Annotated in this window: 13 protein-coding genes; 9 read left to right on the plus strand and 4 right to left on the minus strand. The window is 66.3% G+C overall.

Going from position 1 to position 15,852, the window contains the following annotated elements:
• Position 1: 1 nt before the first annotated feature.
• From MVA01S_RS00830 to MVA01S_RS00855, 6 genes are read left to right on the plus strand one after another with little or no spacing between them, the layout of a single operon-like run.
• On the plus strand, positions 2-958 hold the full coding sequence (locus tag MVA01S_RS00830; RefSeq protein WP_040542599.1) for a carbohydrate ABC transporter permease: 957 nt from the start codon (positions 2-4) through the stop codon (positions 956-958).
• Positions 959-961: 3 nt separating this feature from the next.
• Positions 962-1,843, plus strand: a complete 882-nt coding sequence (locus MVA01S_RS00835; RefSeq protein WP_003932540.1) for a carbohydrate ABC transporter permease — start codon at positions 962-964, stop codon at positions 1,841-1,843.
• The gene (locus MVA01S_RS00840) at positions 1,843-2,958 is read left to right on the plus strand and encodes an ABC transporter ATP-binding protein (protein ID WP_003932539.1); all 1,116 of its coding nucleotides are present in this window, start codon (positions 1,843-1,845) and stop codon (positions 2,956-2,958) included. Before MVA01S_RS00835 ends, MVA01S_RS00840 begins: the two co-directional genes overlap by 1 nt.
• The gene (locus MVA01S_RS00845; RefSeq protein ID WP_003932538.1) at positions 2,955-4,085 is read left to right on the plus strand and encodes an ABC transporter ATP-binding protein; all 1,131 of its coding nucleotides are present in this window, start codon (positions 2,955-2,957) and stop codon (positions 4,083-4,085) included. The genes MVA01S_RS00840 and MVA01S_RS00845 overlap by 4 nt, the downstream gene beginning before the upstream one ends.
• Positions 4,082-5,821 carry a D-erythrulose 4-kinase gene (gene derK / locus MVA01S_RS00850; RefSeq protein WP_003932537.1) on the plus strand — a complete coding sequence of 580 codons (1,740 nt, stop codon included), beginning with the start codon at positions 4,082-4,084 and terminating at the stop codon, positions 5,819-5,821. The genes MVA01S_RS00845 and derK overlap by 4 nt, the downstream gene beginning before the upstream one ends.
• 53 nt (positions 5,822-5,874) lie before the next feature.
• Positions 5,875-6,348: a ribose-5-phosphate isomerase gene (locus tag MVA01S_RS00855; protein ID WP_040542597.1), complete on the plus strand. Its 474-nt coding sequence runs from the start codon at positions 5,875-5,877 to the stop codon at positions 6,346-6,348.
• Between the two features lie 22 nt (positions 6,349-6,370).
• Here MVA01S_RS00855 and MVA01S_RS00860 read toward each other — a convergent pair whose 3' ends face one another.
• Positions 6,371-7,102, minus strand: coding sequence for a cutinase family protein (locus MVA01S_RS00860; protein ID WP_040542450.1), 732 nt, complete (start codon positions 7,100-7,102; stop codon positions 6,371-6,373).
• A gap of 440 nt (positions 7,103-7,542) precedes the next feature.
• Between MVA01S_RS00860 and MVA01S_RS00865 the strand changes: the two genes are divergently transcribed.
• From MVA01S_RS00865 to MVA01S_RS00875, 3 genes are all read left to right on the plus strand, one after another.
• The gene (locus MVA01S_RS00865; protein ID WP_040542447.1) at positions 7,543-8,241 is read left to right on the plus strand and encodes a hypothetical protein; all 699 of its coding nucleotides are present in this window, start codon (positions 7,543-7,545) and stop codon (positions 8,239-8,241) included.
• 76 nt (positions 8,242-8,317) lie between these two features.
• Positions 8,318-9,259 (plus strand): PDR/VanB family oxidoreductase, encoded by a 942-nt coding sequence (locus MVA01S_RS00870; RefSeq protein WP_169801739.1) that lies wholly within the window; start codon positions 8,318-8,320, stop codon positions 9,257-9,259.
• Positions 9,260-9,314: 55 nt separating this feature from the next.
• The gene (locus MVA01S_RS00875) at positions 9,315-9,995 is read left to right on the plus strand and encodes a GntR family transcriptional regulator (RefSeq protein WP_003932532.1); all 681 of its coding nucleotides are present in this window, start codon (positions 9,315-9,317) and stop codon (positions 9,993-9,995) included.
• Between the two features lie 38 nt (positions 9,996-10,033).
• On the opposite strand, the gene MVA01S_RS00880 is transcribed toward MVA01S_RS00875, so the two are convergent.
• From MVA01S_RS00880 to car, 3 genes are all read right to left on the minus strand, one after another.
• Positions 10,034-11,332, minus strand: coding sequence for an MFS transporter (locus MVA01S_RS00880; RefSeq protein ID WP_003932531.1), 1,299 nt, complete (start codon positions 11,330-11,332; stop codon positions 10,034-10,036).
• Positions 11,333-11,765: 433 nt separating this feature from the next.
• Positions 11,766-12,239, minus strand: coding sequence for a hypothetical protein (locus tag MVA01S_RS00885; protein WP_003932530.1), 474 nt, complete (start codon positions 12,237-12,239; stop codon positions 11,766-11,768).
• Positions 12,240-12,275: 36 nt separating this feature from the next.
• Positions 12,276-15,716, minus strand: coding sequence for a carboxylic acid reductase (car, locus tag MVA01S_RS00890; RefSeq protein ID WP_040542444.1), 3,441 nt, complete (start codon positions 15,714-15,716; stop codon positions 12,276-12,278).
• Between the last annotated feature and the right edge of the window lie 136 nt (positions 15,717-15,852).

Here is a 15,852-nt window from a genome sequence, read left to right on the forward strand (position 1 = left end):
CATGACAACTCAGACCTCCAAGGCCCCGTCGACGTCGCCGGACCGGCCGCCCGCAGTGCGCCGGGGCGACCTGCCCGAGGTTCCGGCCTGGCGGCGCAGGCTGCGTCCCTACCTGCTGTCCGTCCCGGCCGTGGTGATCGTGGTCGGCATCCTGTATCCGTTCGCGGTCGGCGCCTACTACGCCTTCCTGAACTACGCTGCGGTGAACCCTGATCCGCATTTCGTCTGGTTCGACAACTTCGCCTCGGTGCTCGGCGATCAGGTCTTCTGGAAGAGCGTCCAGGTCACCGCCACCTTCGCGGTCGCGGCGACGTTCATCGAGACGGTATTGGGCGTCGGGCTGGCCTTGCTGCTCAATCGCTCCTCGATCATCGGCAAGATCTTCGAGAAGGTGCTCATCCTGCCGTTGATGATCGCTCCGGTCATCGCCGGTGTGATCTGGAAACTGATGTTCAACCCGCAGTTCGGCGTGCTCAATCATGTTCTGGGACTGGGCAACACGTTTGACTGGCTGTCGGCGCGCAACGCGCTGTTCTCGGTGATCCTGGTCGATATCTGGATCTTCACGCCGTTCGTCGCCATCCTGGTGCTCGCCGGTATCCGATCGCTGCCACGCGAGCCGTTCGAGGCGTCCGAAGTCGACGGCGCCTCGTGGTTCTACATGTTCCGCAAGCTGATGCTGCCGATGCTGTGGCCCTACATCCTGGTTGCCGTGATCTTCCGGTTCATGGACAACCTGAAGGTCTTCGACCACATCTACGTGCTGACCGCCGGCGGACCCGGCGTGGCCACCCGGACACTGCAGATCGGCGCCTTCGAGGACTCGATCATCAACCTGGACTACTCGCGCGGCAGCACCTACATGCTGCTGCTGTGGGTCATCGTGTTCATCACCGCGCGCTACCTGGTGAGCGTGCTCGGAAAAGCGCAGCGCCGCGCTGCCGGAGCGGAGTCATAGACCATGGCACTCAAGATGTCCCGCACTGAGCTTCAACCGGGCCAGAAGCGGTGGTCCATCGGCGCCGTCGCCGCCGATGTCGGGCTGGTCTTCTGGTTCGTCTTCTCGCTCTTTCCGATCTTCTGGATGCTGATGCTGGCCCTGAAGAACGCCGAGGAGCAGACCACCACCTTTTTCTCGTTCAGTCCCACCTGGTCGAACTTCGCCACGGTCCTGTCCGATCGGGGCACCCAGATGACCAGCGTGGATTTCAAGGCCTCGCTGCTGACCAGCCTGCTCAACTGCGGCGGCGCGGTGCTGGTGTCGCTGATCATCGGTATCCCCGCCGCCTACGCCGCCGGCCGTTGGCAGTACAAGGGTTCCAACGACCTGATGTTCACCATGCTGTCCTTCCGCTTCGCACCCGAGCTCATGGTCATCGTGCCGTTGTTCGTGATCTACAACCAGATCGGCCTGTTCGACACCAAGGTCGGCATGATCTGGGTGCTGCAACTGGTCACCATGCCGCTGGTGGTGTGGATCCTGCGGTCCTACTTCCAGGATCTGCCGGAGGATCTCGAGCAGGCGGCGTTGCTCGACGGGTACACCCGTCGCCGGGCGTTCCTGATGGTCGCGCTGCCGATCGTGCGGCCCGGCATCGCCGCCGCGGCGCTGCTGGCGTTCATCTTCGCCTGGAACAACTACGTCTTCCCGCTGATCCTGGCCGACAGCAATGCCGGCACGGTGACCGTCGCCATCACCAAGTTCCTCGGCGGCGGCGGCCAGGCGTACTACAACCTCACGGCCGCCGCGGCGCTGATCGCGGCGTTGCCACCACTCATCCTCGCGCTGACCATCCAGCGGTATCTGGTGCGGGGCCTGTCATTCGGGGCGGTGAAGGCCTGATGGCCACGGTAACGATTGCCAATGTCACCAAGAGCTACGGTGCGACCTCGAAGAAGGTCACCGCGGTCGATGACCTGTCGCTGGACATCGCCGACGGCGAGTTCTTCGTCATCCTGGGTCCCAGCGGAGCCGGGAAGACGACCACGTTGAAGTCCATCGCCGGGCTGGTCGACGTCGATTCGGGCACGGTATCCATCGGCGGTGTCGACATGACCGCGGTGGAGCCCTACCACCGCAACGTAGCGATGGCCTTCGAGAGTTACGCGCTCTACCCGCAGAAGACGGTGGCCGAGAACCTCGCCTCGCCGCTCAAATCCGGTCGTACCGGCAAATATTCGGCGGCTGAGCAGGCTGAGCGGATCGACCAGGTCACCACGACCCTGGGCATCAACGCGCTCAAGAACCGGCTGCCCCGCGAGCTGTCCAACGGGCAGCGTCAGCGGGTGGCGCTCGGTCGTGTCCTGGTCCGGCCGGCCGATGCCTATCTGCTCGACGAGCCGCTGAGCCACCTCGACGCCAAGCTGCGCGCGTCGATGCGCGCCGAACTCAAGCAGCTCGGCGCGATGTCGAACACCACGACCGTCTACGTGACGCACGACTACCAGGAGGCGCTGGCGCTGGGCGACCGTATCGCGGTGATGCGGGAGGGCCGGGTGATGCAGATCGGCACGCCGGACGAGATCTGGCGCCGACCGGCCGACACCTTCGTCGCGCGATCGCTCGGTCAACCCGAGATCAACCTGCTCGACGGCGTCGTCGACGATGGCCGGATCCGGCTCGGTGACGGCTCGCTGGATGTTCCGGTGCCGGCCGGCGTGCAGTGCGCACGGGGGGATCGGGTGCGAGTAGGGCTGCGCCCCAGCGATATCCATGTCACGAGCCGGGAGGGTTCACTACGCGGACGTGTCGTGCTCGCCGAACGGCTAGGCCGCAACATCGAGCTGACCGTCGACGTGGGAGGCGCGCAGCTGATCGCCCTCACCTCGGGCCGGCACGGCGTCGGGGAGGGCGACAACGTGACGATGCGCATCGCGGAATCCGATGTGCACGTGTTCACGCCGGGCGACGGTGACACCGCGCGACTCGGCGACTCGACCCTGGAGGCAGTGCAGTGAGCGTCACGATCGACAAGACCACGCAGCAGACAGCCCAGAGCCTGACCCTCTCGGATCTGGTCAAGACCTATGCGTCGCGGAGCCGGGATAGCGTGACGGCGGTCAAGGGCATCAACCTGGCGATCCAGGCGGGCGAACTGGTGGCGTTGCTCGGGCCGTCGGGCTGCGGCAAGACGACCACCTTGCGCATGATCGCCGGGCTGGAGACGGTGACCAGCGGATCGATCAAGATCGGTGATCGTGAAGTCTCCCAACTGCCCGCGGCCAAACGCGGCATCGGGGTCGGCTTCGAGAGTTATGCGCTGTACCCGCCGATGTCGGTCCGCGACAACCTGCTGTACGGCCTGAAGGCGCGCAAGGTCAAAGGCGCCGAGAAAATGGTCGACTCGATCTGCGAGCGGCTGGAGATGAAAGACCTGCTCGATCTGCGCCCGGCGGGACTGTCGAGCGGTCAGAAGCAGCGGGTCGCGCTGGCTCGGGCACTGGTGCGCAATCCTCCGGTGCTGCTGCTCGACGAGCCGCTCAGCCATCTGGACGCCTCCGCGCGCAACCGCGTGCGCCGCGAACTGAAGGTGCTGCAGCGGGAGTTCGGATACACCACCATTGTGGTCACCCACGACCAGGTCGAGGCGCTGTCGCTGGCCGACCGGCTCGCCGTCATGGACGGCGGTGTGGTACAGCAATTCGGCACTCCCGATGAGGTTTTCGACGATCCCGCCAACCTGTTCGTCGCGGAGTTCGTCGGAGAGCCGGCGATCAACGTGATCCCGGGCACAACCCGGGTCCACGGCGGTCGGGTGCGCGTCGAGATCGGTTCCGGGGCAGGGCTCCTGGACACCACGGTGACCGATGTGCCGGACGCGACCAGGGTCACCGTGGGCATCCGGCCACAGGACTGCGCACTGTCGGCCGGAGGCGACGGCCAGGGCGTCGCCGCCACGGTGGCATACTTCGAGCATCTGCTGGAGTTCGGTTTGGCGACCAGCACCGTGCCGGGTATCGAGGAGGGTGTGGTGGTGCAAACCCCCGCCGAGGAGGACTACCAACCCGAGCAGCAGGTGACGGTGACCGCACCGGCCGAGCGGGTGTACCTTTTCGACACCGACACCGGAGAACGGCTGCGATGACCAAGCTTTACAACGACCCTGCCCGATTCACCGAGGACATGCTGACCGGCTTCCTGGACGCCAACGCGCGCTATGTCGTAGGGGTGCCCGGCGGTGTGGTCCGCGCCCACCGGACCAGGCCGGGCAAGGTCGCGGTCGTCATCGGCGGTGGCTCGGGTCACTATCCCGCGTTCTGTGGCACGGTCGGCTTCGGTTTCGCCGACGGCGCGGTGGTCGGCAACATCTTCACCTCGCCCTCGGCCGAGGAGGCGGCCTCGGTCGCCAGGGCTGCCCACGGCGACGCCGGTGTGCTGTTGACCACCGGCAACTACGCCGGTGACGTGATGAACTTCGGGCTCGCGGTGACACAGCTGCGCAGCGAGGGTATCGAGGCCCACTACTTCGCGGTCACGGACGACATCGCCAGCGCGCCCCGCGGCGAGGAAGCGAAAAGGCGCGGTATCGCAGGCGATTTCACGGTGTTCAAGTGCGCCAGCGCGGCGGCCGAGGACGGTCTCGACCTCGCCGGGGTGGTCCGGGTCGCCGAATCGGCGAATGCCGCGACGCGCACGCTGGGGGTGGCGTTCGACGGATGCACCATGCCGGGGGCCGACCACCCGCTGTTCACTGTCCCGGAGGGCATGATGGGTGTCGGCCTCGGCATCCACGGGGAACCCGGGGTGGCCGACGAGCCGATGCCGTCGGCGTCGGCGCTGGCGCAGAAGCTGGTCGACGGCGTGCTCGCCGACCAGCCGGCGACGGAGTCGAAGCGGATCGCGGTGATCCTCAACGGCCTGGGCCGCACCAAGTACGAAGAGCTGTTCGTGGTGTGGGGCACCGTGGCCGCACTGCTGCGCGAGCGCGGCTACGAGATCGTCGAACCGGAGGTCGGTGAGCTGGTCACCAGCCTCGACATGGCGGGCTGCTCGCTGACGCTGATGTGGCTCGACGACGAACTCGAGCGGTACTGGACCTCGCCCGCCGACACCCCGGCCTACCGCAAGGGGGCCGCGGCACCGGCCGTCGGTGAGGGCTCTGCCGAACTGCGCACCGCCGCCGAGCTGGCTGTTGGAGCCGACGCGGCGGCACTGGCGGAGCGCGCGGACGACGACGGCCGCAACGGCGGTCGGCTGGTCGCCCGTGTGCTGGTGGCGATGGCGGCCATGCTCGCCGACGTCGAGGAGGAGCTGGGGCGGATCGACGCGGTCGCCGGCGACGGCGACCACGGCAGAGGGATGGTGAAGGGCTCGTCGGCAGCGTCCGAGGCAGCCCGCAGCGCGGCCGAGGCCGGAGCCGGCCAGGGTTCGGTCCTGGCCGCGGCGGGCAAGGAGTGGGCCGCCAAGGCGGGCGGCACCTCGGGCGTGCTCTGGGGTGCCCTGCTGTCCGCTGTCGGTGCGCGACTCGGCGACACCGGACGGCCCGACGCCACCACCATTGCGGCCGGAATGCGCGACGGCTACGACGCGTTGATCACACTCGGCGGTGCCGCGCCGGGAGACAAGACCATGCTGGACGCGTTTCTTCCGTTCGTCGAAGACCTGCAGCGGCGGGTGGCCGACGGTCAGGAGTGGCGGGATGCGTGGCAGGCAGCGGCCGAGGTCGCTACCGAGGCGGCGCGGGCGACCGCTGAACTGCGGCCTAAGGTGGGTCGGGCGCGACCCCTCGCGGAGCGCAGCGTCGGCACTCCGGACGCCGGCGCGACCTCGCTGGCGATGTGTCTGCGCACCGCCGCCGAGAACTTCACCTCGACCCCGTAAAGATGGACCCCGTAACCATGGGCTCCGCGAACAGCGAAAGGGACGTGACCACCATGCCGTCTGGCCTACGGATCGTCGTCGGAGCCGACGACGCCGGATACGAGTACAAGGAAGCGCTCAAAGGTGACCTGCTCGCCGATGAGCGCGTCGCCGATGTCACCGATGTCGGAGTCGGTGCCGACGAGAACACCGCCTATCCGCACGTGGCGGTTGCGGCGGCGCGAATGGTGGCCGAGGGCAAGGCAGATCGCGCCCTGCTGGTGTGCGGTACCGGGCTCGGGGTCGCGATCAGCGCCAACAAGGTGCCCGGGATCCGCGCGGTCACCGCGCACGACGGCTTTTCTGTCGAACGCTCAGTGCTGTCGAACAACGCACAGGTGCTGTGCTTCGGGCAGCGGGTTATCGGGCTGGAGTTGGCGCGCCGCCTCGTAGGGGAGTGGCTCGGCTACGAGTTCGATCCGCAGAGTGCGTCGGCAGCCAAGGTCGGGGCCATCGACGCGTACGAATCGGCGCCGGACGCCTGCTGACGGGCGGTAGCCCTCTGACGTCTCACTGGAGGGTCAGGGTGGGAGCGGGCTGGGCCAGCATGCCGACGGCGAAGGTTGCTGCCTGATCGGCCATTCCGTTGTTGGCGTACTGCTGGTGTGCCGCAGGGGAACCGGTGGCGGGGGCACCGGAGCAGACGGTGTCACCCAGTGCGCAGAGCTCGAGGACCCGGGCGGCGTAGGCCGGCCCGACGTCGATGACCGGTGCGTTGTATTTCGCGGCAGACCACCCCGCAGGCATGCCGAACAGCACCACTGCGGCGACGTTGTCGGCGACGTCGCCGGGGATCGGAAGGGGAGCGGCTCCGGCGGGTACGTCCGTCGGCACGACGCCCGAAGTGACCAGGGCGGTCACCACCGCGCCTTGAGAGTAGCCGCCGAGAACCATGCGGGTGTTCGGGCACACCGACACCACACCGCGCAGGTGGTTGGTCTCGTCGCGCATGCCCTCGACGACATTCATGGTGAAGACCGGTCCGCCGCTGAAGTTGCTACTGGCCGGATAGTTCACGGCGTGGACGCCCACCGTCCGCGGGCCTACCTGCGCTCGCAGGGAATCGACGAATCGCTGGCCGACGCCACCGACGCCGGGCGGTTCGGCGGTGCCGCGGGCAAACACCACCCCGATGTCGGGACACGGTTGCGAGTCCGCCACCGGGATGATGATCGGTAGCGCGGCCAACGCCAGAGCTGTCGCCCCCACAAGGCGACCGGCGGTTCGCAAACCAGCGGCCATTCATTCCCCCCAACATTCCCTGCGCAGAACTATGACAGACCCGGATTCTGGGCGGCACCGTTTTGGCAACCCTCCCAGTCGTTCGTCATAGTGACGTCATCGCGGCGTCGCCGTCCTCCTTATCGCCGCGGTCGGACACGGCGTTACAGGTACTGGCAGGCGGCAAAAGTCCATCACTGCAACCAAATTCGTTATTTGGACAGGCTGCGGCCTTCCGTATGGGTTCGCCGATGGTGATGGCGAACTCGGTGATCGCGGGCTTCGGGGGCGGCGGCCGCGGCCTCGCCGCCGTCCGACTCGCCGGAAGCCGTCCAGGCGTTCGCCGGCCGAGGGATACCCGGCGCCAACCGACGAGTGAATGTGCTCTTCCGTTTGACGGTACGACACACCTGCAGAACAATCGATAATCGATAGGACGGCGACGGCAGAGGAGATCGGCAGTGGTAGATGTGCGCAATGTCAGGGGAGGAACGGGCCTCGACCCGATCATCGGAGAAGTCGACGAGATTCTCGACGCCATCTTCGCCAACGCCAAACGCACCAGTGAGGATTTCTTCGACAACTTCAGCCGGGACCCCAAGCCCATCATCCTGGCCGAGTGGCTGGCGACGCGTGCCTGGCGCGAGATCGATTACGTGTTCCTCTTGAATGCCGAGATCCACCGGTACGGACTGGGTTTCGAGCGCAAGCACATCACCCTGCTGGCGAAGCAAGCGTTCCAGGAGGCTGAGCACTACGAACTGGTGAGCAACGCGGTCGAATCGCTCGGCGGCACGGCGCCCACCACGATCCCGCCGGACACCCAGAAATGGAGTGAGTTCCTCTGGGATTGTCTCGATCGCCATCCCCTTGCCGCTATTGCGGCGTGGAACGCTTCGGAGACCTCGGCAACCGGAAGCCTCGAGCCGACATTCCTTGCCGGAGAACGACACGGCTTCGACGAGGTGGTGCGGGTGCATCGCAAAATCGAGATCGACGAGAAGTTCCATGTCGGACTGGGCAGGCAGATGCTGGCGCGGTACGCGAAAACTGATGAGGACCGCAAAGAGATCCTCCGGGCCATGCGAGGCATGCACGACATCGCGGCGAACATGTTCACTCCCGAGACGGCCACCCGGCTGATGGCACCCCAGGGGTGACTGTCGGCCGTCCCAGGTCCCGCACGTTCCGTGGCTCACCCACCGCCTTGGAGTTCTGTTGAACAGCACAACGACATTGCCTGCACGACTGAGAGTTTCGGCAATCCAGCAGGAGGCCGACGGTGTGGTGAGCCTGGAGCTCTGCGCAGAAGACGGAGCGCCGCTGCCGGGATGGACACCCGGTGCGCACATCGAGATCGAACTGGCCGACAAGATCGTCCGTCACTACTCACTGTGCGGCAATCCGGCCGACGCTCAGCGCTGGCGTATAGCGGTCCTGCGCGACGACAACAGTCGCGGCGGTTCCGCGTTGATCCACGACGGCTTCCGGCCGGGTCGCCTCGTCTCCGCGTCATGGCCGCGGAACAATTTCGCACTGGTGGACACCGACCGCTATCTCTTCATCGCCGGCGGGATCGGTATCACGCCCATGCTGCCGATGATCCACGAAGTCGCCGGACGCGGGAAGGCGTGGACGCTCGTCTACGGGGGACGAACGCGTGGCTCGATGGCCTTCGTGGACGAATTGAGCACAGTATCGGATGGCGAACTGTATGTGCTGCCCCACGACGAGCACGGCCTGCTCGACCTCGACCGCTTCCTCGGAAGCCCCGCTCCGCACACGGCGGTCTACTGTTGCGGTCCGGGTCCGCTCATCGACGCCGTCGAACTCCGGTGCGCCAGTTGGCCCGCGGGTGCGCTGCATCTGGAGCGCTTCACACCCCGAGAACGTCCGCCCCTGAGTGCTGACGGCCAATTCGATGTGCAGTTGGCCCGGACAGGCACGACACTGAGCGTTCCTGCCGACCGAACACTTCTGGACGTACTCGAAGACGCCGGCATCGAGATCGACAACTCGTGCCGGGCCGGCATCTGCGGCACCTGCGAACTGCGGGTGCTCGGCGGCATCCCGGAGCATCACGACGACGTGCTCAGCGATTCAGAGCGCGATTCGCACGAGATGATTCTGCCCTGCGTGTCCCGATCAAGGTCCGCGGTCCTCGTCGTGGACCTCTGACCGTCCAGGCCAGGCCGGTCGTCCCGCACAGACGATGAGTCCGTATCTTCAGACCATGCCCGCGCACCCCCCGCCTGGCCTGCGTCAAACGCTCGGCCACCAGATCAGAGACACGCTCGTGCATCAGATCGTGTCGGGGGAGCTGGGGCCGGGCGAGCGCCTGGTGGAGACCAAAGTTGCGGCGCAGTTCGGCACCAGTCAGGCTCCGGTCCGGGAGGCGCTACGCGACCTCGAAACATTCGGCCTCGTCGAGATACGGCCGCGGCGTGGCACATTCGTTCGTTCCTTTATCCGAGAGACGGTGCGGGAAAGCTACGTCCTGCGGGCCGCACTGGAGGAGACCGCGACCCGGCTGGTGTTGCTGGCCGGCGCGGTGCCGGTCGAGCAACTGCAACAGGATGTCGCGAGCATGTACCGTGCCGCCGAGCACGACGACGTCGAGGCTGTCGGGTTGGAGACGGTCGCGTTCCACCGGCACATCGTCGAGGCGGCCGGCAACGGCCTCCTCAAACGCTCCTGGGAGAACCTCCAGATCGAGGCGTGGACCTCGGTGACGATGTTGGCGTCCGCCCCCGAACTGGTCACGATCGCTGATGATCATCGTGTGCTGTTGGACTCACTGCTGAAGGGGGTCGTCGACGTCGCCTGTGATCTTGCCCGGCAGCATCAATGGGATTATGCGGAGCTTCCTGAAGAGTCTCCGCGGGGTTCGGTGTCGCCCGGAGGCAACGGTTAGCCCTATGCGGTTGGTGAAATCGATTCGGCAACAGGAACTTACACCGAAATCTTGTGAGCCGGAGGGGCCGGCGATTCGGAACCGCCCTCGAGGGCGTTGAGCCCGATGGTCGCCACGATCGACAGGACGGCCGCCACCGCAATGTAGGCGCCGAACGCGACCACTGTGCCGGTTGAGGCGATGAGCGCGGCCGCAACCAGCGGCGTGAGACCGCTACCGAAGATGGAGCCCAGCTGATAGCCCATCGAAAGCCCCGAATAGCCGACCCGGGTGTCGTAGACGCTGGCGAAGAATGCGGCCATCGTCCCGTAGGTCGCCGCGTAGGGGACGAATATCAGGAAGTAGCCGAATACCGCCAGCGCAAAATCACCGGTGTCCAAGAGAAGGACCCAGGGGATACCCATGAGCCCCATGCCGATGTTCCCGAGCATGAATACTTTCTTGATTCCCACACGATCTGCAACATGCGCAAAAAGCGGAATAAGAATGAAGGTGAGAACCTGGCACAGGAGCACCATCAACAACATCTGGCTGTAGCTGAATCCAAGATTGGTTGTTCCATAGCTGAGGCTATATACCGCGGCCCCGTAAATCACGATGCCGGTGACGAGGTACGAACCAGCCATGAGGACGACTTGCTTACGGTACTGCCGGAGAATGGTGACGACCGGGCTGTCCTCTTTTTCCTTTCGCTGATCGACCCGTTGGAATTCCGGGCTCTCTTCCACGGTCAGCCGAATGACGAGCCCGACCGCCACCAGCACGAAACTTGCCAGGAACGGGATTCGCCAGCCCCAGGAGAGAAGTTGCTCCTGCGACATCACCGCTGTGGTGGTCAGGAAGACACCGTTGGCGAGAATCTGGCCCGCCGGCGATCCTGCCTGGACCCAGCTGCCATAGAGCCCACGGCTGCCCGGCGGTGCATGCTCGACGGACATCAGCACGGCCCCGCCGTACTCGCCGCCGACCGAAAGTCCTTGCAACACCCGGAGTGTGACGAGCAGCAACGGCGCGGCAATGCCGATCGCGTCGTAACCGGGCAGAAGACCGATGGCGCCGGTTGCCACACCCATCGAGATCAGTGTCACGACGAGCATCGGGCGTCGGCCGACACGGTCCCCGAAGTGCCCGAAGATCAACCCTCCGAGAGGGCGGGCGCCGAACGCCACGCCGAACGTCGCAAAAGAGAGCAGGGTGCCGACCAGGGGGTCGTGGGAAGGAAAGAAGACATGGCGGAAGACCAGTGCGCTGGCCGTGCCATAGATGAAGAAGTCATACCATTCGATTGTCGTGCCGACAAAACTTCCGAGTGTGGCCTTTTTGGCAGCCGTGAGCATGTGAAGCCTTTCTGGCCCCGATTACGGAGCGGGCTAGGTAGTCGGACAAGAATGAACGGCACGCGCTGAGGAAATGGATCGGGACTGATTGCTCATGCCAGTCGCGTGGTGTCGCGAAAGGCAGAGATGCCTTCGTAGGGTTTACGAAGGACGGCTAATCGGCGGTTTCAAATTTGTATCGAAAGTGTAGGTTGCCGCGTATTACTGATCTTGGTCCGCGTTGTTAACAGTTCATTGCGGTTTGCCCGCTGAGCCCGGCACGCGGCAAATCCGGTCGCGGGGGAGTACCGGGCTGACCGGTGTCACCGGGAACGGCGAGTAGATCAGTGCGCCGCGTCGGCGCGGATAGGTAGCCGACAGCGGTGGCGATATGGCCTGCGGTGCAGGACATATGGGCCGGAGACGATCTCCGCGGAGGACGCGCGAAACGCGGTTATGCCGCCGGGGTGAGCCGGATGGCGGCGATACCGAGACGCGTTGCCGCGGATTGGAACTCCTCTTTCGAGGGGACGACGCCGCCGCTGAACTTCATGCCCATGCTCTGCTGGGCCTTCTTGACGCCGTAGGAGGCCGCCACGCGGTGCACGATGTCGGCGACGGCCGCCGGGTCGGTGATGAGCTGACCGTGCATCCGTGTCGTCGTGCCGTTGTAGGTGACCTCGGCGGTGGCTCCGTCGCGGAAGTTGTGCTTCCAGCCCGCCTCGAGAATGACGTAGAGGTCACCGTCGAGGCGGTGGGCGCTGACGGGCACGGCGAAGCGGCGGCCGGTTTTGCGGCCGGTGAAGCTGACGATCATGAACTGCTTGAGCGCGCCACCCAGGGGTGTGCGCAGCGCGAACCTCAAGGTCGGGTTGATGACGTTGAGCAGCGCCTGCGGGGGGTGGGCGACATCGATCGCTTCGGGCATGGCTTTCACGGTAGGACGGTCGGCCCGCCAGGGGAACTAGATCAGGCCGAGCAACTCCAGGTCGGTGAGGTACTTGACGATCACCGGCGCCGAAAGGTGCGGAATGTCCTTGTCCGGTCCGATCTTGGCCTCCTGTACCGCGGCGCGGAAGCGGTCGGCCGGCGCCAGTGGGCCGTTGATCGGGTGTTCGGGGTGCTGATAGTTGTGGATCAGCGGCAACAGCGAGGCTTGGCGTTGCTTCTCCGGCAGGCCCCGCAGTGCGGTGTCGAACCGTTGCAGCCAGGCCGCGTATCCGGGGACCCGGACGATGGGATATCCGGCCGCGATGAGCCAGTCGACGAACGTGTCCAGGCTGATGGCGTCGTCGTGCGGGTTCATGACGTGGTAGGTCTCGAAACCCTCGATCACCTGTGCACCGATGGTGGAGATGGCGTCGGCGATGAATTCGACTGGCAGGCCGTCGAAGTGGGCACGCTGTCGGCTGCCGCCCTCGTCGAGCTCGTAGAACGAGTTGGGGGCGATGCCGGTCACCGCCAGGCTCAGCATCAGGCGGGTGAACATGTCGGGGACGTTGAGTTGCCCGGCGTAGGTGGTGTCGGCCATGATCATGTCGCAGCGGAACACCGACACCGGAAGGCCGGCCAGGTCGTGGGCTTCGCGCAGTAGGACTTCACCGGCCCACTTGCTGTTGCCGTAGCCGTTGGCGTAGTTGTCGCCGATGGTGCGGGTGGCGCTGATCTGCCGGATGTCGGCGTCCTCGACGAAGCGGCCCGGCGCGATGCCGTCGCCCACGCCGATCGTCGAGACGTAGACGAACGGCTTGATGCGGGTGGTCAGGGCCAGCCGGATGAGCTCGGCGGTGCCGACGACGTTGGGCCCGAACAGCTGTCGGTAGGGCAGCACGTGGTTGACCAGCGCTGCGGGGTCCACGATCAGGTCGACGGTGTCGGCAAGTCGCTGCCAGGTCGCGCGGGTCAGGCCAAGGTCGGCCTCGCCCTTGTCGCCGGCCAGCACCTCGAGGTGTTCGGCGGCCAGTTCCCGGTAGTGGGCGAGCAGTCGCGGGTCGCTGCTGAAGGTCGCGTCCAGGCGTGCCCGCGCGGCGGCGTCGTCCTTGGCGCGGATCAGGGCGATGACCGTGCCGCCGACGAGGCTCATCTGCTCCAGCCAGTGCAGGGCGAGGTAGCGGCCGAGGAATCCGGTGGCGCCGGTCAGCAGGACAGTGCGGACCTCCCCGCTCGGGCCGGGCAGCGCGGCGGCGTGCGCGAGGGTGGCCTCGTCGAGGAACCTGTCCAGGGTCAGGTCTTTCGCGTGGACTTCGGTTGCGGCCGGGCCGTGGACGGCGTCGTAGCTGGGCCGTGTGGCGCCGCCGGCGCGCTGCGCCTCGACGTAGGCGGCGATGGCGGCGAGGTCACTGGCCGGGCTGACGATCACCCCGACCGGCACGTCGACATCGAAGATGTCGTGCAGCAGATTGCCGAAGGTCAGCGCCGACAACGAGTCTCCACCGAGGTCGGTGAACGCGGTGTCCGGGGCCGCGCCGGTGGTGCCCAGCAGCGCCTCGGCCGCATGGGTGACCGTCTGCAACGCGGGGCCGTCCGCGCCGGTGCGCCGCAGTTCACGCAGCACGTCGGCCTGGCCCTCGGCGAGGTCGGTGTAGAGCTGTTCGAGCGCGGGCCCGTAGCGCTGTTTGAGTTGCGGGCGGGCCAGTTTGCGGATGCCGGTGAGCAGTCCGTTCTCCAGGGTGAACGGCTGGGTCTCGACGAGGAAGTCGCGAGGGATCTCGAACGACTGCAGGCCGGCGCCGCGCGCGACGGCCTGCAGGGCTTCGGCCAGAACCGGTTTGACCGCGGTGACGTCGCCGCCGACGCCGGCCAGCACGTCGTCGGTGGGCACGATGACGGCCAGCACGTAGGAGCGGGAGCTGTTGCCGTAGACGAAGATCTGCCGGATCGATGGGTGCCCACCGTAGGCGGCCTCCAATGTGGACACCGTGACGAACTCGCCCTGCGCCAGCTTGAGCACGTTGTTGCGGCGGTCGACGTACTCGAGCCGATCCGGTCCCACCTCGGCCATCACGTCACCGGTGTGGTACCAGCCGTCGGCGTCGAACAGTTCGGCGGTCACGTCGGGTCGTTTGTAGTAGCCCGGAATGAGATTCGTTGTCTTGAGGAACAATTCGCCACGCGGATGTGGTCGGTCGGTGGTGAAGTAGCCCAGGTCCGGCACGTCGACCAGTTTGTAGTCGAGCACCGCCGGGCGCTGGATCTCGCCGTCCACAAGGGCGATGCCCGCCTCGGTGGAGCCGTAGCCGTCGATGATGTGAATGCCGGTGTAGTCCTCGGCCCACTGTCGCAGTTCCGGGGAGGTCGGCGCCGACCCGGTCATCGCGAACAGCTGTCGCCCGCCGAGGAGGTCCTTTCCCTGTCCGCCGCTGTTCTGCACCTCCTGGAACAGCATCTCCCAGATGCGGGGTACGAAATCGAGTCGGGTCGGTCGTACCAGTGCGAGGTCGTCGAGCAGTGTCGACAGGTCGCTGCGCGCGGTGAAGTAGGCGGTGCCGCCGGCACCCAGGGTGCCGTAGAGGACGACGCGGCCCATCACGTGGCTCAGCGGCATGAAGTCCAGGGTGATCGCCGGGAGCCTGCCGTCGACGTTGCGCTCGGGGGAGAACCAGCCGCGCCAGCAGTTGGCCATCAGCCGGTCGGTGTACATGGCTCCCTTCGGGGCGCCGGTGCTGCCCGAGGTGTAGACGAGCATACGCAGGTCGTCAGGGGCACCGGCGTCGGGTTCGGACTCGGCGAGATGCTCTGCGCCACGGGCGATCACATCGTCGAGGGATTCCAGCGGGATGTCGTGCAGGCGGTCGGCGGCGGCGGCGAAGGCGTCGCGGTGTTCGTCGAGTTGGGGGTGATAGTCGAACACGATCACCCGCTCGGGGGCATGGGCGCTGAGCGCGAGTTCCACGGCGTCGGCGAGATCACCGACGCTGGACAGGATCACCGCCGGCGCGGACTCGACCACGATCGGCTGCAACTGCGCCAGTGCGGCGCTGGTCTGCAGAGGCACCCCGACGGCCCCGGTCAGGGACACGGCCATGTCGACGACGGCGTAGTCGGCGCTCGTGAAGCCCAGCGTCGCGATTCGGTCGCCGGGGCGCACGGGATCATTGATCAGCGCGTGCGCCAGCGCCCGGACCCGCGCCCAGGTCTCGCCGTAGGTGAGGGTCTCGAAGCGGGGTTGCAGTTCGGCGACGGTACGCCCCGTGACGTCGGTGACGAACTCGACGGCGCGCTGCCCGAGGGCGGGCCGGTCGGCGTATCCGGTCATGACGGTCCGCATGACGTCGACGAGCCGCGCATCGGGCGAGCTGATGGCGTCAGTGACGGCCGGATCCGGTTGGGCGGCAACCAGTTGCGCATCACTGGAGGTCAGCTGCTCGAAGCGGCGAAGCCACTGGTCGTGGTCTGAAGTGGGCATGACACTCTTCCGGTCGATCGGTAGGGACGGCGGCGGGTGGCCGTCATCCGGCACAACGAACATAGGGAGGCTATGTAGTCCTGGATGATGCTGGGAGTGTGCTGTGGAGTCGCTTGGTGGTCCCTACACGTGCGGA

The organism is Mycolicibacterium vaccae NBRC 14118 = CIP 105934, from assembly GCF_001552715.1.
Lineage (GTDB): Bacteria > Actinomycetota > Actinomycetes > Mycobacteriales > Mycobacteriaceae > Mycobacterium > Mycobacterium vaccae.

Bases quoted from the DNA above. Each gene is read 5' to 3' on its own strand.
- MVA01S_RS00830 (WP_040542599.1), top strand. From the start codon at position 2: ATGACAACTCAGACCTCCAAGGCCCCGTCGACGTCGCCGGACCGGCCG.
- MVA01S_RS00835 (WP_003932540.1), top strand. From the start codon at position 962: ATGGCACTCAAGATGTCCCGCACTGAGCTTCAACCGGGCCAGAAGCGG.
- MVA01S_RS00840 (WP_003932539.1), top strand. From the start codon at position 1,843: ATGGCCACGGTAACGATTGCCAATGTCACCAAGAGCTACGGTGCGACC.
- derK (WP_003932537.1), top strand. From the start codon at position 4,082: ATGACCAAGCTTTACAACGACCCTGCCCGATTCACCGAGGACATGCTG.
- MVA01S_RS00855 (WP_040542597.1), top strand. From the start codon at position 5,875: ATGCCGTCTGGCCTACGGATCGTCGTCGGAGCCGACGACGCCGGATAC.
- MVA01S_RS00860 (WP_040542450.1), bottom strand. From the start codon at position 7,102: ATGGCCGCTGGTTTGCGAACCGCCGGTCGCCTTGTGGGGGCGACAGCT.
- MVA01S_RS00875 (WP_003932532.1), top strand. From the start codon at position 9,315: ATGCCCGCGCACCCCCCGCCTGGCCTGCGTCAAACGCTCGGCCACCAG.
- MVA01S_RS00880 (WP_003932531.1), bottom strand. From the start codon at position 11,332: ATGCTCACGGCTGCCAAAAAGGCCACACTCGGAAGTTTTGTCGGCACG.
- MVA01S_RS00885 (WP_003932530.1), bottom strand. From the start codon at position 12,239: ATGCCCGAAGCGATCGATGTCGCCCACCCCCCGCAGGCGCTGCTCAAC.
- car (WP_040542444.1), bottom strand. From the start codon at position 15,716: ATGCCCACTTCAGACCACGACCAGTGGCTTCGCCGCTTCGAGCAGCTG.